The sequence below is a fragment of the Brevundimonas sp. genome (genome assembly GCF_036732845.1).
GTDB lineage: Bacteria > Pseudomonadota > Alphaproteobacteria > Caulobacterales > Caulobacteraceae > Brevundimonas.
The window spans coordinates 1-19,390 of sequence record NZ_DAINBO010000023.1; the positions used below are offsets into that span (position 1 = coordinate 1).

General features: G+C 67.9%; 21 protein-coding genes. 5 read left to right on the top strand and 16 right to left on the bottom strand.

Going from position 1 to position 19,390, the window contains the following annotated elements:
• On the top strand, nucleotides 1-1,566 hold a 1,566-nt coding region (locus V7D63_RS09160; RefSeq protein ID WP_333591966.1), incomplete at its 5' end, for a RecQ family ATP-dependent DNA helicase.
• A gap of 162 nt (nucleotides 1,567-1,728) precedes the next feature.
• Here the strand turns inward: V7D63_RS09160 and V7D63_RS09165 are convergent.
• Entirely contained in the window at nucleotides 1,729-2,610 is an 882-nt protein-coding gene (locus tag V7D63_RS09165; protein WP_333591967.1) for an alpha/beta fold hydrolase, read from the bottom strand.
• Nucleotides 2,611-2,725: 115 nt separating this feature from the next.
• On the opposite strand from V7D63_RS09165, the gene V7D63_RS09170 reads away from it, so the two are divergent.
• On the top strand, nucleotides 2,726-3,160 hold the full coding sequence (locus V7D63_RS09170; protein WP_333591968.1) for a surface-adhesin E family protein: 435 nt from the start codon (nucleotides 2,726-2,728) through the stop codon (nucleotides 3,158-3,160).
• A gap of 3 nt (nucleotides 3,161-3,163) precedes the next feature.
• Here the strand turns inward: V7D63_RS09170 and gyrB are convergent, their stop codons facing one another.
• The 11 genes from gyrB to V7D63_RS09225 all read right to left on the bottom strand — a co-directional run bounded on the left by gyrB (nucleotide 3,164) and on the right by V7D63_RS09225 (nucleotide 13,854).
• Nucleotides 3,164-5,590: a DNA topoisomerase (ATP-hydrolyzing) subunit B gene (gyrB, locus tag V7D63_RS09175; RefSeq protein WP_333591969.1), complete on the bottom strand. Its 2,427-nt coding sequence runs from the start codon at nucleotides 5,588-5,590 to the stop codon at nucleotides 3,164-3,166.
• Nucleotides 5,591-5,728: 138 nt separating this feature from the next.
• Nucleotides 5,729-6,055: a type II toxin-antitoxin system RelE/ParE family toxin gene (locus V7D63_RS09180; RefSeq protein WP_333591970.1), complete on the bottom strand. Its 327-nt coding sequence runs from the start codon at nucleotides 6,053-6,055 to the stop codon at nucleotides 5,729-5,731.
• Nucleotides 6,052-6,297: a type II toxin-antitoxin system ParD family antitoxin gene (locus tag V7D63_RS09185; protein ID WP_333591971.1), complete on the bottom strand. Its 246-nt coding sequence runs from the start codon at nucleotides 6,295-6,297 to the stop codon at nucleotides 6,052-6,054. Before V7D63_RS09185 ends, V7D63_RS09180 begins: the two co-directional genes overlap by 4 nt.
• Before the next feature lie 38 nt (nucleotides 6,298-6,335).
• Nucleotides 6,336-7,484 carry a DNA replication/repair protein RecF gene (recF, locus tag V7D63_RS09190; RefSeq protein WP_333591972.1) on the bottom strand — a complete coding sequence of 383 codons (1,149 nt, stop codon included), beginning with the start codon at nucleotides 7,482-7,484 and terminating at the stop codon, nucleotides 6,336-6,338.
• Between the two features lie 57 nt (nucleotides 7,485-7,541).
• Entirely contained in the window at nucleotides 7,542-7,829 is a 288-nt protein-coding gene (locus V7D63_RS09195; protein WP_333591973.1) for a GIY-YIG nuclease family protein, read from the bottom strand.
• A 311-nt stretch (nucleotides 7,830-8,140) separates the two neighbouring features.
• Nucleotides 8,141-9,259 carry a DNA polymerase III subunit beta gene (gene dnaN / locus V7D63_RS09200; RefSeq protein WP_333591974.1) on the bottom strand — a complete coding sequence of 373 codons (1,119 nt, stop codon included), beginning with the start codon at nucleotides 9,257-9,259 and terminating at the stop codon, nucleotides 8,141-8,143.
• A gap of 92 nt (nucleotides 9,260-9,351) precedes the next feature.
• Nucleotides 9,352-10,062, bottom strand: coding sequence for a hypothetical protein (locus V7D63_RS09205; RefSeq protein WP_333591975.1), 711 nt, complete (start codon nucleotides 10,060-10,062; stop codon nucleotides 9,352-9,354).
• A 63-nt stretch (nucleotides 10,063-10,125) separates the two neighbouring features.
• Nucleotides 10,126-11,529: a chromosomal replication initiator protein DnaA gene (dnaA, locus tag V7D63_RS09210; protein ID WP_333591976.1), complete on the bottom strand. Its 1,404-nt coding sequence runs from the start codon at nucleotides 11,527-11,529 to the stop codon at nucleotides 10,126-10,128.
• 471 nt (nucleotides 11,530-12,000) lie between these two features.
• Nucleotides 12,001-12,270: a 30S ribosomal protein S20 gene (rpsT, locus tag V7D63_RS09215; RefSeq protein WP_333591977.1), complete on the bottom strand. Its 270-nt coding sequence runs from the start codon at nucleotides 12,268-12,270 to the stop codon at nucleotides 12,001-12,003.
• Nucleotides 12,271-12,442: 172 nt separating this feature from the next.
• Nucleotides 12,443-13,231 carry an enoyl-CoA hydratase-related protein gene (locus V7D63_RS09220; RefSeq protein WP_333591978.1) on the bottom strand — a complete coding sequence of 263 codons (789 nt, stop codon included), beginning with the start codon at nucleotides 13,229-13,231 and terminating at the stop codon, nucleotides 12,443-12,445.
• A gap of 173 nt (nucleotides 13,232-13,404) precedes the next feature.
• Nucleotides 13,405-13,854: a hypothetical protein gene (locus tag V7D63_RS09225; protein WP_333591979.1), complete on the bottom strand. Its 450-nt coding sequence runs from the start codon at nucleotides 13,852-13,854 to the stop codon at nucleotides 13,405-13,407.
• Between the two features lie 43 nt (nucleotides 13,855-13,897).
• On the opposite strand from V7D63_RS09225, the gene V7D63_RS09230 reads away from it, so the two are divergent.
• On the top strand, nucleotides 13,898-14,560 hold the full coding sequence (locus V7D63_RS09230) for a DUF6624 domain-containing protein (protein WP_333591980.1): 663 nt from the start codon (nucleotides 13,898-13,900) through the stop codon (nucleotides 14,558-14,560).
• 15 nt (nucleotides 14,561-14,575) lie between these two features.
• On the opposite strand, the gene V7D63_RS09235 is transcribed toward V7D63_RS09230, so the two are convergent.
• The 3 genes from V7D63_RS09235 to V7D63_RS09245 are packed head-to-tail and all read right to left on the bottom strand — an operon-like array spanning nucleotide 14,576 to nucleotide 16,480.
• Nucleotides 14,576-15,109 (bottom strand): DUF1697 domain-containing protein, encoded by a 534-nt coding sequence (locus tag V7D63_RS09235; protein WP_333591981.1) that lies wholly within the window; start codon nucleotides 15,107-15,109, stop codon nucleotides 14,576-14,578.
• A 1-nt stretch (nucleotide 15,110) separates the two neighbouring features.
• On the bottom strand, nucleotides 15,111-15,974 hold the full coding sequence (mutM, locus tag V7D63_RS09240; protein ID WP_333591982.1) for a bifunctional DNA-formamidopyrimidine glycosylase/DNA-(apurinic or apyrimidinic site) lyase: 864 nt from the start codon (nucleotides 15,972-15,974) through the stop codon (nucleotides 15,111-15,113).
• Between the two features lie 38 nt (nucleotides 15,975-16,012).
• A complete protein-coding gene (locus tag V7D63_RS09245; protein ID WP_333591983.1) occupies nucleotides 16,013-16,480 on the bottom strand; it encodes a cytochrome c in 468 nt (155 codons plus the stop codon).
• Nucleotides 16,481-16,639: 159 nt separating this feature from the next.
• Between V7D63_RS09245 and V7D63_RS09250 the strand changes: the two genes are divergently transcribed.
• Nucleotides 16,640-17,365: a class I SAM-dependent methyltransferase gene (locus V7D63_RS09250; protein WP_333591984.1), complete on the top strand. Its 726-nt coding sequence runs from the start codon at nucleotides 16,640-16,642 to the stop codon at nucleotides 17,363-17,365.
• Nucleotides 17,366-17,384: 19 nt separating this feature from the next.
• On the opposite strand, the gene V7D63_RS09255 is transcribed toward V7D63_RS09250, so the two are convergent.
• Nucleotides 17,385-18,455 (bottom strand): mannose-1-phosphate guanylyltransferase, encoded by a 1,071-nt coding sequence (locus V7D63_RS09255; RefSeq protein WP_333591985.1) that lies wholly within the window; start codon nucleotides 18,453-18,455, stop codon nucleotides 17,385-17,387.
• Between the two features lie 111 nt (nucleotides 18,456-18,566).
• On the opposite strand from V7D63_RS09255, the gene V7D63_RS09260 reads away from it, so the two are divergent.
• On the top strand, nucleotides 18,567-19,388 hold the full coding sequence (locus V7D63_RS09260; RefSeq protein WP_333591986.1) for a sulfotransferase family protein: 822 nt from the start codon (nucleotides 18,567-18,569) through the stop codon (nucleotides 19,386-19,388).
• Nucleotides 19,389-19,390: the final 2 nt, after the last annotated feature.

Consider the following 19,390-nt stretch of genomic DNA (forward strand, 5'->3'; position numbering starts at 1 on the left):
GATTCCGGCCTGTCGATGGACGACCGCGCCGCCGTCTGGCGCGCCGCCCGCGCGGGCGAACTGGACCTGCTGTACGTCTCGCCCGAGGGCCTGGCCCAGCCGCACACCCAGGACCGGCTGCAAGACCTGCCGCTGTCGCTGATCGCCATCGACGAGGCCCACTGCGTGTCTCAGTGGGGGCACGACTTCCGTCCCGACTACCGCACCCTGGGCCGCCTGGCCGAACTGTTTCCCGGCGTTCCCCGCATGGCGGTCACCGCCACCGCCGACGAGCGCACCCGCGACGACATCCTGGCCTCGCTGCGCCTGCCCGACGCGCGCGTCTTCGTCGACAGTTTCGCCCGCCCGAACCTGCAGCTCTCGGCCATCCCCAAGGAGAGCGCCTCGCGCGCCCGCACCGACGCCGCCGTGGTCGATCTGGTGCGCGAGCGAAAGGGCAAGCCGGGCGTGGTCTATTGCGGCAGCCGCGACGGCTGCGAGCGGGTGGCCCAGTCCCTGCGCGACGCCGGGATCAACGCCATCGCCTATCACGCCGGTCTCGACGGCGGTGAGCGCGACCGGCGGCTGGAGCGGTTCCTGTCGGAAGACGCCGCCGTCATGGTGGCGACCATTGCCTTTGGCATGGGGGTCGACAAGCCCGACGTCCGCTTCGTCATCCACGCCGATCCGCCCGGCTCGCTGGAGGCCTATTGGCAAGAGATCGGTCGCGCGGGCCGCGACGGCGACCCGGCCGAGGGGATTACCCTGTACGGTCCCTCCGACATCGCCTGGAGCCTGCGCCGCCTCGAAGGCCGGCCGATGGACGAGGCGGTCAAGGCGGTCCAGGTGAAGAAGGTCCGCCAGCTCTTCGCCATGTTGGACGGCGCCATGTGCCGCCCCCAGGCCGTGCGTCGCTACTTCGGCGAGACCGGCGCCGAACCCTGCGGCGTCTGCGACATCTGCGGCGACCCGCCCGCGCTGGATGACGCCACCGTGCCCGCCCAGAAGGCGCTGGCGGCGGTGCAAAGGCTGGGCGAACGCTATGGCCGCGGGCGCGTCATTGACCACCTGACCGGCCGCACCAAGGACGTCCAACCCTGGGAGACGGCGCTGTCGACCTGGGGCATCGGCGCGGACCTGTCGCTGAACGCCTGGCGCGCGATCATCGACCATCTGATGTTCGAGGGCCTCCTGGTCGAAGATCCGAACGAGGGCAAGCCCCTGCTGATGCTGGGCGACCCCGCCGGGGTCCGCGCCGTCTATCGCGGCGAACGCCCCATCGCCGTGCGCCGCGCGGCCGAACGCGCCCGACCGGAACGCCCGCGTCGCAACGCCGGGCGCAACCTGGCCGCCGAGGCCCTGGACGGCGAGACCCGTGCCCGCTTCGACATGCTGCGCGCCTGGCGCCGCGAGCGCGCGGCCGAACAGCATGTGCCGCCCTATGTCATCTTCCAGGACCGCACCTTGCTGGAGATCGCCGCCAATCCGCCCAGGACCCTGGACGCCCTGGCCCGCATTTCGGGCGTCGGCGCGGGCAAGCTGGAACGGTATGGCAAGGCGGTGCTGGGGGTTTTGAAAGCCGCCTGAACTCCTTCTCCCCTCGGGGGAGAAGGTGGGCCGCAGCGCGGCTCAGATGAGGGGGTTGTTTCAAACAGACGGAATGGCTGACGGCGAGGACGGATCAGGCTTACCCCTCATCCGTCATGCTCCGCATGACACCTTTTCCCCCAAGGGGAGAAGGGATTCCGCCTACTCCAGAAACCGATCCACCGCCGCCTGAAACCGCATCGGCTGGTCCACCATCACCATGTGTTCGGCGCCCTCGATCCGCTCAAAACGGGCGGGCGCGCGCAAGCCCCGGTATCCAGCCCGGAACAGGGCGTCGACTCTCGCGCGCGGATTGGCTCCGTCGGCGCTCCAGCCATAGACCACCGTCACGGGAGCCACGATGTCGCGCAGGCGCGCACGCAGGTCCGCCGTCATCACCTCATACAGACCCTGGGCCAGCACGCGGCGGTCGCCGCCCTGCCAGCCCAGCGTCCCGAACAGGGCGTCCGACGCCCCGCCCAGATCGGCCCCCAAGGCCGCGCCCCGGTTCTTCAGAGCGTCGTCGCCCAGCAGCAGCAGGGCCGAATAGGCGATCTGGGCGATCGGCTCCACGTCCTGCGACCGGGCGCCGTCGCTGATCAGAGACGGAAAGAAGGGCGCGGCGTCCACCACCATCACCCGGCCGATCCGCCGCCCGTCCGCGGCCGCAACCCGCAAGGCGATCTGGCCGCCCAGCGAATGGCCGATCAGGGCCGGACGCCGCAGCCCCGCCTGGGTGATGTAGCGACGGATCTCGGCCGCCACCGGGCCGCTGACAGCGCCGCTCGCATTGGCGCCCGGATCGGTCGGCCCAAAGCCGCGCACCGTGACCAGATGCACCCGATAGCGGTCGTCCAGCCGATCCGCCGTGCGCCGCCAGACGGCCGCGGTCGAGGCCAGGCCGGGGATCAGCACCACGTCCGGCCCATGTCCACGCGTCTCGACCAGTATCCGATCCGAGCGAAACGGCGCCTGGGCCTGGACCTGCGCCTGGGCGGGCGCGGCGACGAAAAAGGCCAGCAGGATCAGCAGCAACGGTCGCATGGTCCAGACCCTGAACACCGAAATGGGCCAAGAGTCGGCGCCGTGGTTGAAATCTCCATTCGGTTTGTGTGACATCGCGGAAATCTTCATGGTCGAAAATCCGGGAAGGCATTCCATGAAAACCGTCATCCGCATCCTGGCCGTCGCGGGTCTCGTCGCCGCCGTCGCCGCGCCCGCCGTCGCCGAAGACTGGAACCCGATCTCGCGCAGTTCGCAATACATCTACATGGCCGACGGCGATTCCGTCGCCTCGGTCGGTTCCGACACCACCATACTGGTGGCCCGCGCGCCGGTGGCCAAGTCGGCCCGCGCCTATAGGATCGAGACCTACGCCTTCGATTGTCCGGCGGGCCGCTTCAAGATCACCCGCTCGGTCGAATACGGCGACGACGGCGCCGAGATCGACGCCTTCGACGACACGGCGGCCGATTATGAGTCCGTCCCGCGCAATTCGATGATCGAATCGATCAAGGACGTGGCCTGCGACGGCAATCGCGCCGAACCGCCGACCTATCCGTCGATCGCGGCCTATCTGGACAGTCGGCGCTAAGACCTAGGCGTCGACCGCCGCGTCCAGCGCATTCGCCTGGATGAACTCGCGGCGCGGTTCGACCACATCGCCCATCAGCTTGGCGAACAGATCGTCGGCGTCGTCGGCGTGGTCCACCTTGACCTGCAACAGGGTGCGGGCGTTGACGTCCAGCGTCGTCTCCCACAACTGCTCGGGGTTCATCTCGCCCAGGCCCTTGTAGCGCTGGATGGTCAGGCCCTTCTTGCCTGCATCCAGCACGGCGTTCAGCAGGTCGATGGGACCGCGCACGGTGGTCGACTTGTCCTTGCGCCGGAACACGGCGGGCTGATCGAACACGCCCTCGAAGGCGGCGGCCCGTTCGGCCAGGCGGCGCGCGTCCAGTGACCGGATCAGGGTCTCCTCCAGCACGATGCGCTCGGTCACCGCGCGACGTGACCGCTCGAACTCGACCGAGCCTTGCGAGGCCGAAACGCCGCCCCACGGGCCGTCGCCTTCCTCGGCATAGAGGTTCAGTCGGGCCGCCGCGGCCGCCGTATCGCCCGCCACGTCGCCGAACAGACCGGCCAGGGCCGCCTGCTCGATGGCGAAGGCCGGGGCGCGCTGGCTCAGCCGGTCGACCCCGGCCTTGAAAGCCTTGGCCTCGCGCACCAGGGCTTGCAGATCCATGCCGGTGCGACGCTCGCCCGACGGCAGGTCCAGCTCGGCCTCGCTGATGCCCTCCTCGATCAGATAGGCGTCCATGTCCGCCTGATCCTTCAGATAGCGATGCTGCTTGCCCTTCATCACCTTGTACAGCGGCGGCTGGGCGATGAAGACGTGGCCGCGTTCGATCAGCTCGGGCATCTGCCGATAGAAGAAGGTCAACAGCAGGGTGCGGATGTGGGCGCCGTCGACGTCGGCGTCGGCCATCAGGATGATCTTGTGATAGCGCAGCTTGTCCGCGTCGAAGTCGTCGCGGCCGATGCCCGTGCCCAGGGCCAGGATCAGCGTCCCGATCAGGTCCGACGACAGCATGCGGTCAAACCGCGCCCGCTCGACGTTCAGGATCTTGCCGCGCAGAGGCAGCACCGCCTGGTTCTCGCGGTTGCGCGCCTGTTTGGCCGAGCCGCCGGCCGAGTCGCCCTCGACGATAAACAGTTCGGACTTGGCCGGGTCGCGTTCCTGACAGTCGGCCAGCTTGCCGGGCAGGGAGCTGATCTCCAGCGCCGACTTGCGCCGGGTCAGTTCGCGGGCCTTGCGCGCGGCCTCGCGGGCGGCGGCGGCCTCGACGATCTTGGAGACGATATGCTTGGCCTCGACCGGATGCTCCTCGAACCACTGGGCCAAGCCTTCCTGACACAGGCCCTCAACCGCCGGACGCACCTCGGACGAGACCAGCTTGTCCTTGGTCTGAGAGCTGAATTTCGGGTCCGGCACCTTGACCGACAAGACGCAGGTCAGGCCCTCGCGCGCATCCTCGCCGGTGACCGAGACCTTCTCCTTCTTGGCCGCCCCGGCGGCGTCGATATAGCCGCCCATGACCCGCGTCAGGGCCGCCCGGAAGGCCGACAGGTGCGTGCCCCCATCCCGCTGCGGGATGTTGTTGGTGAAGCACAGCATGGTCTCGTGATAGCCGTCGTTCCACCACAGGGCCAGGTCCAGCTCTATGCCGTCTTTCTTGCCGCGGATGACGATGACGTCCTTCAGGATCGGCGTCTTGGACTTGTCCAGGTGGCGCACGAAGGCCTCGACCCCGCCCTCATAGTGCAGGATCTCCTCGAACGGCTCGGCCCCGCGATTGTCGGCCAGGCGGATCACCACGCCCGAGTTCAGGAAAGCCAGTTCGCGCAGGCGGTGTTCCAGCGTCTTCAGATCGAAATCGATGTGGCTGAAGGTGGTCAGCGACGGGAAGAAGGTGACCTGGGTGCCGGTCAGAGGTTGTCCCGCCTTCTCACCCGTCTCGCGGATCGGGGCCACGCCGGTGACTTCCAGGGACTTGGCCGTGTCGCCCCGCTCGAAGCGCATTTCATGCTGCTTGCCGTCACGGAAAATCTTGAGTTGCAGCCAGTCGGACAGGGCGTTGACCACCGACACGCCCACGCCGTGCAGACCGCCCGAGACCTTGTAGGAATTCTGATCGAACTTACCGCCCGCGTGAAGCTGGGTCATGATGACCTCGGCCGCCGAGACGCCCTCGCCTTCGTGGATGTCGGTCGGGATGCCGCGCCCGTTGTCGGTCACCGTGACCGAGCCGTCGGCGTTCAGGATCACCTCAACCAGATCGGCGTGACCGGCCAAGGCCTCGTCGATGGCGTTGTCCACCACCTCATAGACCATGTGGTGCAGGCCCGAGCCGTCGTCGGTGTCGCCGATATACATCCCCGGCCGTTTGCGCACGGCGTCCAGGCCCTTGAGAACCTTGATGGAATCGGCGCCGTATTCGGGCGAGGCGGCGGTGTGGTCGGTCATGAAAGCGTCGGTCAAAAGTCCCGCGTCGGGGACGGCCAGGGGCGGCGCGGCGGCCGCACGAATCGACGCTGGAGCTGCCCGCGCCGGTCGCCCCGAAATATAGGAAATTCCGGCTCAAATTGCGAGCCGAAAGGGGGCTTATTCCGTGTCGGCCAGCAGGGCGTTCGGCACGTCTCGATGCGCGTGCAGGAAGCGCACGATCTCGACCCCGGCGTCATCCTCCAGGTAGAGAACCAGATACGGAAATCCCGTGATCTTCCAGACGCGCAACCCGTCTATCGCCATCTGCCGACCAAGCTCTGGCGCGCCAGCGCCGGGCGCATCCGCGATCAAGGCATGGGCGTCCTCGACCGCGTTGAGGAACCGCTGGGCGACCGTCGTTCCCGCTTCCAGCAGATAATGATCCAGCGCCTCGTCGAACTCCGCATCAGCCTTAGGCCGGATGGAAAAGGGCTTGGCCGTCATCCCGCCTTCTTGACCGCCTGCCGGAGACGCTCTCGCTTACTCTCGAAATAGGTCTCATCCATCGGAATGGTTGGCCCTGAACTCATCCCTTCAAGGACCATCGCGCGCAGCTTGGCGACCGCATGCTCCTTGCGCACCAGCGAGCGGATATACTCGCTGCTGGTCATGAAACTGTTCTCGGCGACCTGCTGATCGATGAATTCCTTGAGGTCGTCCGGCAGGGAGATGTTCATCGTGGCCATGACATGAGGATGCGCTTCATGGCAAAAAATGGCAAGGATCAGGCCTCTTGCAGCGCCCCGCCCGCCACCTGCACGAACTGCGCGCGTCCCTCCAGCGTCTCGAACAGGGGGCGTTCCGTGCCGGTCATGACGGCGGGCAGGCCCAGGGCCGCGATCTCGTCGAACAGGGCCGCGCGCCGCCCCGCATCCAGGTGCGCCGGGGCCTCGTCAAGCAGCAGGACGGGCGCCGCGTCCCCAAGCGCCTCTGCGCCCTTCAGCCGCGTCGCCTGGGCCAGGATCAGGTTCAGGGCCAGGGCCTTCTGCTCGCCCGACGACCCCTCGGCGGCGGGCCGGTTCTTCTCGCGGTGCAGGGCCGTCAGATCGCTGCGGTGCGGGCCGTACAGCGACCGCCCGGCCGCCGCGTCCCGGCCCCGGCTGCGCGCCAGCCCCTCGCCGATCAGGCCGATCAAATCCGCCTCCTGCGCGCCCTCGCCCGCCAGCCGTTCGGCCTCGCCGTCCAGCCCCAGATCGGCCTGCGGAAACGGCCGGTCGGCCCGGGCGTCGATGGCCGTCTGCAGCGCCGTCAGAGCGCTCGCCCGGGCGATCGCCGCCCGCGCCCCGGCCTCGGCCAATCTCTGCTCCAGAGCGTCCAGCCACAGGGGATCAGCGGCCCGCCCCTCGGCGCCCTCGGTCAGGAGCCGCAGCCGTTCGCGCAGCGCCTTTTCATAGACCGCCACCGTCGCCGCATGATCCGGGTTGGCCGCGAACACCAGCCGGTCGAAGAACCGCAGCCGCGCCGCCCGCGCGTCCGAGAACAGCCGGTCCTGCTCGGGCGTCGCCCAGACCGGCCGCAGGAAGTCCAAGAGCCGCCCCGGCTGGGCCGTCTCCCCGTCGATCCGCACCACCCGCCGCGCCGCGCCCGCCGCCTGCACCCCGGTGCCCAGCTTCGCCTCGCCGTCCGCCGTCTGAAGCGTCAGCGCCACGGCCCAGGCCCGGCCGACGGCCTCGCCCGGCTCGCGCCGCCCGATCTCCGCCGCCGTCGCCCCGCGCAAGCCCTTGCCCGGCGTGAACAGGCTCAAGCCCTCCAGCACATTGGTCTTGCCCGCCCCGTTCACCCCGAACAGCACCAGCGGCTGCCCGCTCAGGGCCAGGGAGGCCCCGGCGTAGGAGCGAAAGTCGGTGAGGGTGAGGGAAGTAGGCTGGGTCAAACTATAATCCGCTCATCCCGGCGAAAGCCGGGACCCAGTCCTTTCCCACGATGCCTGTCAGGCGAACAGGCTCGGAAACAGATCATCCCAGCCCGGGTTGCCACGCTCGATCATCTCGAGTTTCCAGTTTCGTTTCCATTCCTTGATCTGGCGCTCGCGCCGGAATGCAGCCTCGCGTGTCTCGTGGACTTCGAACCAGACCAGAATGGCGACGCCATACTTTGCCGTGAAGCCCGGCCGCAGCTTGTCCCTATGCTCGCCGACCCGCTTGCCGAGATCGTCGGTCGAGCCGGTGTAGAGTGTCCCGTTCCGCCGACTGGCATCTATGTAAGTGTAGAACGCCACGCCAGCCTCCCTGCCAAATAAAAGCACTGGGTCCCGGCTTTCGCCGGGATGAGCGGAAAATTGTTTAGCCCACCACTATTAGAAACAGCGCGCACCCGTCCGACCGTAGTCGCAGTCCGATCCTCCAACGCCAGCGCATTGGGCCAAGATGGTGATTGCCCCCAGAATGAGGGTCCACATGAAGACGCTTGTCCAGACGCTTCGAGCGCCTTGATTGCGATGCGCATCAAGAGCGGAGGGCACGAAACTGACTGCTAGAATGGCGAGCCAAAGAAGAAAAACCCGTATGGATCGTTCTCCTTTGGATCAACTCACACCCTCAGCGGCATCAGCACATACTGCACGCCCGGGTCGCCCGGATCGAGCACCAGGGTCGGGCTGGCCGGGTCGGCGAATTTGAAGTGGGCCGTCTCGCCGGTGATCTGGCCAGCCACGTCCAGCAGATAGCGGGCGTTGAAGCCGATCTCGAACGGTTCTTCGGAATAGCCGATCTCGACCTCTTCCTCGGCCTGGCCGGCCTCCATGTTGCGGACGGTCAGCTTCACCCGGTCGTTGTCGAAGGCCAGCTTCACGCTGCGGCTCTTCTCGGCCGAGATGGTGGCCACCCGGTCGACGGCCGAGGCGAAGACGGCGTTTTCGATGTCGGCCTGTTTGTCGTTGCCCTTGGGGATGACCCGCAGATAGTCGGGGAAGGCGCCATCGATGACCTTGGAGGTCAGGCTGGCCTCGCCGAATTCGAAACGGATCTTCTGAGCCGAGACCTGCACCTCGACCGCGCCCGAACCGTCGTCCAGCAGGCGGCGCACCTGATCCACGGTCTTGCGCGGCACGATGACGCCGGGACCGCCCGCCGCGCCTTCCGGCGCCGGGGTCTCGGCCAGGGCCAGGCGGTGACCGTCCGTCGCCACGGCGCGCAGCAGGGGCACGCCCGCCTCGGCCACCGTGTGCAGATAAAGGCCGTTCAGATAGTAGCGCGTCTCTTCGGTCGAGACGGCGAACCGGGTCTTGTCGATCAGGCGGGCCAGATCCTCCTTGGCCATGCTGAAGCGCGCGCCCGAGGCGTCGGCCGACATGACCGGGAAGTCGCCCGCCGGCAGGACCGGCAGGTTGAATTTCGACCGACCCGCCGAGACCACCAGGCGCGGATCGTCGCCATTGTAGCTGAGGCTGACCTCGGCCCCATCGGGCAGTTTGCGCACGATCTCGTACAGGGTGTGGGCCGGGGCGGTGATCTGGCCCTCGACGTTCACCTGGGCCTCAGCCTCGTCGACCATCTCCATGTCCAGGTCGGTGGCGGCGAAGGCCAGCTTGTCGCGGCCCGCGCTGAGCAGCACATTGGACAGGATCGGAATGGTGTTGCGGCGTTCGACCACGCTCTGCACATGACCCAAGGCCCGAAGGAGAGCAGATCGTTCGATCGTCAGTTGCATGAAACTCGTCTCAAGCCCTGGGGCGCGACTCGTCGTCGCCCGTTTTCCTATGGGCCGTAGACACTAGCGGATTGGCGGCGCGGGGCAACGGGTCAGGCCGCAGGCTTCTTCAACAACACCAGAATGGCGCGGGCGTCCGCCAGTTGTTCCGCGACGGAGGTGCGCAGCGAGGACTGCGCCAGCGAGGCCGCCTCTATGCGGGATTCGGCGGCCTTCAGACGTTCCCGGTCATAGGAAAGAACGGTGCGCCCCGCCCCACGCAACGCGCCGGTGTCATTGAATTCAGCGGCGTCGAACAAGGAATCATCCGAGAACATGATCGACAAGGTGCCGGCGTAAACAAAGGCGTTCCGCTCGATCCGCTGGTCGAACCTGACGAGGGCGGCGGTCAGCTTCGGGTCGTCGATCAACTGCAGATCGCCATCGGACACCATCTGCAGATAGACCGCCGATCTGGGCGACTGCCGCCCGAGGTTGATCGAGTTCAGTATCCAGGTCTTCACCTGATCGCTGTCGGACGGAACCGTGTCGTTCCGCAACGCCGTCACTAGGCTGCGCGACGCGGCCTGATAGCGGGTGATGTTGCCAAGAGAGGTTTCCAACTCCCGCTCGATATCGGTGAACTCGACGCGCAGAGCCTGCGTCAGCTCGCGCGCATGCCTGCGCTCCGCACCTTGTGCATTCCAGTTGGACACCTGCATCGCAATGAAGACGCCGATGACCACGATCAGGAAATCGATGCCTATCGCTACCCATTCCTGCTTCCGCAGGCGCTTCATCATGCGGCGAAACAGCAATCGCATTTCAAGGTCCCCTCGACGACCCTAGGAAATCCGTTCGATGTTGGGTAGCGGCCCGGGCCGCCGTCAGCCGCGCAGCTTGCGCGTCAGCGCCTCGACATCGCGCGCGATCTGTTCGTCCGAACCCAGCAACTCCTCGATCTTGCGCACGCCGTGCAGGACCGTGGTGTGGTCCCGTCCGCCAAAGCGGCGGCCGATGTCGGGATAGGAGCGGGTCGTGTGCTGTTTGCACAGATACATGGCGACCTGGCGCGGACGGGCGACCGAGCGGGTGCGGCGTTCGCTCAGCAGATCAGCCTGTTTCAGGGCGAAATGTTCGGCCACCGTCTTCTGGATCTCGTCGACGGTGATGCGGCGCTCCGGCCCGCCGCGCAGGGCGGCGCCCAGCAGGGCCTGGGCCTCGTCCACCGTCAGCTCCGACAGGCGGCGTCCAGCGGCGGCGGCCAGGGTGTTCACCGCGCCCTCCAGTTCGCGCATCGAGCCGGGCGTGCGGTCGACCACGCGCTCCAGCACCTCGGGCCGCGCTTCGCCGACCACGACGCCCAGACGGGCCAGGGCGGCCAGCCGGTTGCGGGCCACAGCCAGTTTGAGGTCCCGTCCGCCCGGCTCGACCGGGCAGGTCAGGCCCGCGGCCAGGTGGCTGCGCAGACGCGGCTCGATCTCGGTCATGGCCATCGGCGGCCGGTCGCCCGACAGGACGATGCGCTTGCCGTCCTCGATCAGGGCCGTCAGCGTCGACAGCAGTTCTTCCTGGGTGCTCGCCTTGCCGCCCACGAACTGGACGTCGTCCAGCAACAGCATGTCGGCGCCGCGCAGGCTTTCCTTGAAGGCGGCGGTCGAGCGGTCCTGCATCGCCTTGACGAAGGTCGACAGGAAGCGTTCGGCGGTCAGATAGATGACCTTGGCGTCCGGCCGCAGGCGCTGGGCCTCCCAGGCGATGGCGTTCAAGAGGTGCGTCTTGCCGTAGCCATAGGGTCCGCAGAAGAAGATCGGATTGAAATGGCCGTCGGCCCAACTGGCCGTCTGGCGGGCGATGGCCAGGGCGAAGGCGTTGCCCTCGCCTTCCACGAAGCTGTCGAAGGTCAGGCGTTCCTGAAGGCCCGCCGCGCGCACGGCGCGGGCACCGTCGGTGACCGGCGCCACCGCTGTCATCTGGGCGCTCGAAACCGGAACCGAGGCGGTCACGGCCGACGCCGGCGGGACCGAGCCGACCTCGGCGCGGCAGCGCACGTCCAGCCGACGGTTCAGCCCGTCCAGGCCCAGCCACAGCTCGTTCATGCGGCGCAGGGCGTTCTTGCGCACCCAGTCGCGGGCATAGGCGGTCGGAGTCACCAGGACCAGTTGACCGGCGCCGTCCACGCGCACGGCCGAGGGGGCGATATAGGAGCTGAACGGGCCTTCGCCGATCTCGGCGCGCAGCCGCAGCGCGGCCTCGCTCCAGATGCGGTCAGGATCCGTCATGCCGGCCATAGCCGTCGCCGCCCCCGTCATGGTCACCCGCCCTCCAGCGCAGAATTCACTCAACCGAACCCGACGCCTTTCGAGGACCGTTCCGTCGGGGACGACTTCTCCTGTCCGGCGAAACAGGTTTCGCCGGAGGGGCCGCACTCTCGATCAGACAATCCCCCGCGACGCGAAAAATCATTCCGCGCCGTCTTCATCCGTAGGAGGATGGAAGGGCGTTAGGAGGCTCAACTTACGCCCGGCGAGAGAGCGGTCAACGCAGATTCTCGACGCGATTCGAAGTTAAATTTGTTGACTCCGTTAAAGCCCCCCACGGCATGGGAAAATGGCGCTTTCGCCACAAAGGCGAGTGCGGAATTCGTCGAATTCGCTTAGCGGCGGATGTGCGAACGGCGAGGGAGCGGATGCGCCCTCGCCGTTGAAATCACTACGTATTCACGCGACGAAGCGATAAAGCTTCGTCCGGTCGCGGCCTGATCAGGCGGCGGCCATCTTCTTCAGTTGGGCGGCCAGGCGCGACACCTTGCGCGAGCCGGTGTTCTTGTGAACCACGCCCTTGGAGACGGCGCGCATCAGCTCGGACTGGGCCTCGATGAAGGCGCCCTTGGCGGCGGCGGCGTCGCCGGCCGAAACGGCTTCCTGGAACTTGCGCAGGAAGGTGCGGACGCGCGTGCGGCGCGCCTTGTTCACCTGGGTCCGGGCTTCGATCTTGCGGATCGCCTTACGGGCGCCGGGGTTGTTGGCCATCGTCAAACCTTCGAACGGAAAGCGCCGCGGAACACCGTCCACGGCGCGGAAATCTCAAGAGCGCGCGGCTATAGCCGAACAGGGCGTGCGGATCAAGGGCGTGAGAGGGCTTAGTGAGTAGGGCTTAGGTCCTAGGTCGATCGCCCTCCTCCTAAGCCCTAAGCCCTAAGCCCTACTTCCCTTTGAACTCCGGCTTCCGCTTCTCGACGAACGCCGCCATCCCCTCCTTCTGGTCCTCGAAGGCGAACAGCGAGTGGAACAGGCGGCGCTCGAACTGGACGCCCTGGGTCAGGGTGGTCTCCAGCGCGGCGTTGACCATCTCCTTATTGGCCATGACCGCCAGCGGGCTTTGCGCTGCGATGCGGGCGGCGATCTTGCGCGCCTCGCCCATCAGCGCCTCGTGCGGAAAGACGCGGCTGGCCAGGCCCGAGCGCTCGGCCTCGGCCGCGTCCATCATCCGGGCGGTCAGCACCATGTCCATGGCCTTGGACTTGCCCACCAGCCGCGTCAGCCGCTGCGAGCCGCCGATGCCGGGCGCCACGCCCAGGTTGATCTCGGGCTGGCCGAACTTGGCCTTCTCCGACGCGATGATGAAGTCGCACAGCATGGCCAGTTCGCAGCCGCCGCCCAGGGCGAAGCCGTTGACCGCCGCGATGATCGGCTTTCTGAAGCGCGTGATCCGGTCGTGGCCCAGGGCGAAGAAGTTTCCGGCGTACATCTGGGCATAGGTCTGGTCCGCCATCTCCTTGATGTCGGCGCCCGCGGCGAAGGCCTTGTCGCCCGAACCGGTCAGGATCAGGCAGCGCACGCTGTCGTCATGTTCGACTGCGTCCAGGAAGTCCGCCAGGTCCTTGAACAGCGCCGAGTTCAGGGCGTTCAGCGCCTCGGGCCGGTTCAGCGTCACCACCGCATAGCCGTCGGCGTGTCGTTCGATCAGCAGGTTGGCGTAGCTGTCGGTCATGGTTCGGCTCCTCAAAATATGCACTCTGCATACTCATCCGCTCATCCCGGCGAAAGCCGGGACCCCGTTCTTTGGGTGATGCAACAGAGTCCATGATCCGCCAGCCCTGATCCAGCGCCCGGTTGCGTGGCTCTCACTGGGTCCCGGCTTTCGCCGGGATGCACGGTTATGGGTCAGGCTCTCGGCATCAGGGCCAATGTCAGACCCGCCCGCGTCAGTTCGGCGATCACCACCATGGCCAACAGGCCGTTGGCCAGCATCACCTGCCCCCTCGGCCCGGCCAGGCCCAGATCGACGCCCAGCCCGGCCGCGAAGGCCATGACCCCCGCCGCCAGCAACAGCATGCCGACCAGCACCATCAGAGCCACGTGCCCGGCCTTCAGCGCCGCGTTCAGCGTCGGTCCCTCGTCCAGCGTCCGCGCCCGTTTGCGCAACAGCCAGGCCACCGCCCCCGCCACCACCGTCTCGGCTACCAGCACCACCGCCAGCGCGCCAATGAACCAGAAAACCAGGCCGTCCAGATCGCCCGCCCGCACCGACTGCACGAAATGGATGAAATAGGCGCCCCAGGCCAGGACCCCGGCCACCAGGCTGATCCACAGATGGGTCTTGCGATGCGTCACAGCTTCGTTTCCAGTTCGCTCGGATGGCGGTCGAGAGGGTTTGATGCTCATACACATTCTAGCCGCACTGGCGATCCTGTCCGACCTTTCGCCCGCGGTGCGTGCACACCTGGCGCCCTTCACCACCGCCGTCCAGGACGCCGAAGCGAAGCTTCAGGCCCTGCCGCCCGACGCCGACGTCCGCGAGCGTCTGATCGTCATGCGCCAGCTCGACCAGGCGCCGATGATGGCGGTGCACGATCTGGATTCCGACGGACTGTCAGAAGCGGAAGCAGACGCCGCCCGTGCAGAGGTCGATCGCGAATTGGCGCGGCTGAACGCTCAGAACATCACCGCCTTGCTGGCGATGATCCCGGAAGACGGCTGGTTCTCCAGCCGCATCTATGGCCAGGAGGCCGCGACCGGCGCCTTTCTGATCATCCAGCATTCCGACTCTGTCCAACAGAAGCGGTTCCTGCCCGCCATCGAGACCATGGTCGAGCGTGGTGAGGCGTTGGGATCGGAATATGCCCTGATGTACGATCGAATCGCCGTCGCGGAAGGGCGGCCACAGCGCTACGGCACCCAGATGCACTGCGTCGCGGGCCGCATGGTTCCTCAACCCATCGAAGATCCCGAACGGTTGGAAGCCCGGCGCGCGCCGATGGGTTTCCGCTGGTCGAACTATGAAGCCTATCTCGCCATGTTCGGCGCCTGCCGATCCTAGATGGTCGCTGTCGCCCTACAACCCGACCATATCGGCCAGTTTCAGCACCGTGTTCCAGTTGCGTCCCGTGCCCATGCCCAGCATGCGCGGCGTGGCCTTCTTGAAGACGCCGCTCTCGCCCTGGCCGTTCGGGAACCAGAAATAGAGCGTCCCGTCCACCGCCTCGACCCGCTCGCCCGGCGCCGCCAATTCGCGACACGCCTCGACCGCGCCGGGCCTGATCGCGTCCTTCATCACCATGACCAGCGCCCTGGCCGGCTGCGCCTCCGCCTCGGCCTTGAACGGATTGGCGGCGATCAAATCGGCCCACTGCCTTGGCGTTCGCGCCATGGCCGCGATCTTCAGGCCGAAGGTCGCCTGCATCGCCGCCTCGATGTCGGTCTCCAGCGCCGCCGTCGCCTTCGTGCTCTCGACCACCAGATTGCCGCTGGCCAGAAGCGTGCGCGGGTTCTTCAGCCCCATCCTTTCGGCCATGGCCCGCTGCTCGGCCACAGGCGCGCGCACCCCGCCGGTGTTCATGCCGCGAAACAGGATGATGCGATGGCTCATGTCAGCGCGCCTGGCACGAGGGGCACCAGAAGGTCGAGCGGCCGCCCTGGACGACCCGCCTGACCTCTCCGGCGCACGCCGGGTTCCGGCACGGTTCGCCCTCGCGGCCATAGACGTCGAAACTGTGCTGGAAATAGCCTTGGCCGCCCTCGGCGTTGGCGAAGTCGCGCAGGGTCGATCCGCCCGCCGCGATGGCGTCCTTCAACACCTCGCGGATCTGCGTGGTCAGGACCTCCAGCCTGGGCCGTGAGACCCGGCCCGCCGCGATCAGCGGTGAGACGCCCGCCCGATACAGCGCCTCGCACACATAGATGTTGCCCAGGCCCGCCACGATCCTCTGGTCCAGCAGCGACACCTTGACGTTCTGCTTGCGCCCCTTGAACGCCTGCGCCAGATGCGCGGCCGAAAACCCGTTGCCCAGCGGTTCGGGTCCCAGGCCCGCGAACCACGGATGCGCCTCGACCTGGTCGGTCGGGATCAGTCCCATGAAGCCGAACCGCCGCGCATCGGCGAAGCCCAGCCGGGTCACAGCTCCGTCCTTCATCGCCGACAGGCTGACGTGCTCATGCTTGCCGCCGGACGGCGCCTCGTCCTCGAACGCGCCGACCTCGCGCCCTTCCAGGGTGAAGCGGCCGGTCATGCCCAGATGGGTCACCCAGGTCTCGCCGGTCGACAGGGGAAACAGCAGATATTTCGCCCGTCGGTCCAACCGCAGCACCGTCGCCCCGTCCAGCCGTTCGACGAACCGGTCAGGAAAAGGAAAGCGCAGGTCGGGGCGGTTCTGGCGCACGCGGCTCAGACGCGCGCCCTCCAGCACAGGCTCCAGCCCGCGCCGGACGGTCTCGACCTCGGGAAGTTCGGGCATGGGTCAGGCTTAGCCCGCCCGTCGTCCGCCGCAAAGCGTCAGTCGGCCTTATAGGCGTCGTGACAGGCCTGGCAGGCGGCGCGCACCTCGGTCCATTGGGCGGCGAAGCCCGCCGCGTCGTCGGCCCGCGCCAACTCCTGCAGCCGCATCGCCGCCGTCGTGAACGTGGCGGCCTTGGTCTCGAAGTCCGCCCGCGCGGTCCAGATCGCGGCCCTGGCGTCGGTGGCGTCCTCGCCCAGCTCGGCCTGACCGCTGCCCGCCGGGAAGACCCCCGGCATGGCCCGCCCCCATCGCGCCAGGGACCCGGCGGCGAAGGCCTGGCCGCGCGGCGAGGCCTGGGCGTCGATCGCCGCCTTCATCGACGACATCAGCGCGCCCGACATTCCCATGCCGGCCTTGCGCGCCGCGACCGCCTGCTGGGGCGAGATGGAGGCCGCGTCCTGCGCGCCCGCCGCCCCGGCCAGACACAACAACACGGCCGCCGAGGCGATGATGGTTCTGTGCATGGCGGTCCCTCTCCCCGTCGGCCGTCGCGCGGCCGTCATCGAAGTTCGCCGCCATTTGCCCCGCCTGGTCAAGTTCGCGGGCTTTCTTGCCCGAACCGGCCCGAGCCTCTAGGCAGGACCGCGCGTGCGCACGTCGCGGTCGAGCCAGGGAACGGTCTGATGTCGATGAGGGAAACAGACGCCGACTGGGCCATATTGGGCGACGACGAACCCTTCTTCGGCGTCTTCAGCCACGAGAAATTCCTGCGCCGCAATCTGACGCCGGACGTGCTGGCCGAGTTCTGGGCCTCGGGCGTCGAGGAAATTCAGTATCTGCGGCGTATCCTGATCGCTCATTTCGGCGACTTCCAGGCCGGTCACGCGGTCGATTTCGGCTGCGGCGTCGGCCGTCTGACCCGCGCCCTGGCCGAGGTCTGCGACCGCGTCACCGGCGTCGATGTCTCGCCCGGCATGTTGGCCGAGGCCAACCGCCATCGCCTGCCCAACATCACCTATACGGATCGGTTGAGCGACCAGACGTTCGACTGGATCAACTCGGTCATCGTCTTCCAGCACATCCCCCCGGCGCGCGGCTATGGTCTGTTCGCCGACCTGTTGGGCCGCCTGAACCCCGGCGGCGTGGTGTCGGTGCAGTTCACCCTGTTCAAGGACGAAGCCTTCATCGGCGCCGTCGCCGAACCGATCCGCCGCGCGAGCTGGGACGGCGAGACCCTGCGCGTTATGGATCAGACCCCGCATCCGCCCGGCGCCATGATGATGTACGACTACGACCTGAACCGGCTGATGTCGCTGCTGACCGACCACGGCGTCGAGACGGTGTTCCTGGAGCACACCGACCACGGCGGCTGCCACGGGGTGCGGCTGTTCGGGCGTCGGGGCGGCTGACTCCCAGGCGGCCCGCGGCCTATTGCAGGATTTCGGTCTCGGGCCGTTCCGTCTCGACCTCGAAGTCCAGCCGCCCCGGCGCCACGGCTTTCAGGGTCTCGACCACGCCCTTGACGTCCTGGGCGCGACGCAGATCGCAGACCAGGACCGCATCCTTCTCGACGATGATGGCTAGGCCGCGCACGCCGACGGCGGCCACCACCATGCCTTCGGGCGCGCGGATCAGGCAGTTTTCGCTGTCGCCCACCACCTGCGCTCCGGCCGTGCCGGCGCCGGTCGCCGCGATGGCGTCCCAGGCCCCCAGGTCCGACCATTCAAAATCGACCTCCAGCACGCTGGCGACGTCGGTCTTCTCCATCACGGCGTAGTCGATCGAGATCTTGGGCGCCGTGCGAAACACCTCGGCCAACAGCGTCGCTTCGCCTTCCGGCAGGGCGGCGCGGGCCGCCTTCAACACCTCGGGTTCGTGGCGGTCCAACTGTTCGACCAGGGTCTGGGCCGAGACGATGAAATTGCCGCTGTTCCACAGATAGCCGGCGCCGATGTGGGCTTCGGCCGTCGTCTCGTCGGGCTTTTCGACGAAGGCTTCGACCGCGCTCAGGCCGCGTCCGGCGGGTTTGATGTATCCGTACGCCGAAGACGGCGACCGGGGCCGCACGCCCAGGGTCACGATCCGGCCCGTCTCGGCCGCGCCCGCCGCCTCGCGCACCGCGCGGCGGAAGGCGTCGTGATCGGGAATGAAATGATCCGAGGCAACGAAGGCGGCCACACCCTCGGGATCGCGCTGCGCGATCCAGGCCGCCGCCGCCGCCATGGCCGGGGCGGAATCCCTCGGCTCCGGCTCCAGCAGCACCGTCGCCTCGACGCCCAGGTCGGCCAACTGCCGGTCGATCCAGCCCGCGTGCTGTACGCCCGCGACCACGACCAACCGCCCGGCGCCCGAGGCCAAGGGCGCGCATCGCGCCACCGTCTCCTGGAACAGGGACCGCTCCCCGGCCAGAGCCAGAAACTGCTTGGGACGCGAGGGACGCGAGGCCGGCCACAGACGGGTGCCGGCGCCGCCGCACATGATGACGGGATACAGAGCCATGGCGGGTCTTCTACGCCTTGCCGATGACGGGCGAAAGACGACGACGCCCGTCAGGCGTTGCGCGGCCTCTCCGCGTCTGCGATCAGGCGAGCGAACGGGCGAGGAGACACCATGACCGACAGGATCGCCTATGTGGTGCTGGGCATGCATCGCAGCGGGACCTCGTCGGTCGCCGGGACCCTGGCCCTGTTGGGCGCCGCCGCCCCCCGCACCCTGATGCGCCCGGCCGAGGACAATCCGAAGGGATTCTGGGAGAGCGAGGTCGTCACCGCCTTCAACGACCGTCTGCTGGCGGCGGCGGGATCGTCGTGGAACGACTGGCGGCGTCTGGACGGCGCGGCCCTGTCCGACCCGGCCTGGGCCGATGAGGCCGCGCGAGTGCTGAACGCCGAGTTCGGCGACGCGGACGCCATCGTGCTGAAGGACCCCCGCATCTGCCGCTTCTTCCCCTTCTGGCGCCGCGTGCTGGAAGGCGCCGGCTACGCCCCCCGGATCGTCGCACCGGTGCGCGACCCGCTGGAGGTCGCGGCCAGTCTGAACGCCCGCAACGGCATGGACCCGGCCCGCGCCCTGCGCCTGTGGCTGCGTCATGTGCTGGAGGCCGAGGCGGCCAGCCGCGGCCTGCCCCGCCACCTGATGGGCTGGGACGGCTTCATCGCCGACTGGCGGGCGGAGACCGCCCGCATGGCCGCCCGTCTGAACCGCCCGCTGACGCCGACCTCGGACCAGGCCCTGGCCGTCGACGCCTTCCTGACCGCCGACCTGCGCCGCCAGACCCCCGGCGAAGGCCGTCCTCCGGCCCTGGCCGCCCGCGCCCACGCGGCCCTTTTGGACCTGGCCCGCCATGGCGAGCACGCCGACCTGCATCGCGCCCTGGATGCCTTGCGCGCCGAGTTCGACCGCGCCTGCGCCCTGTTCCCGGACGCGGACTAGGG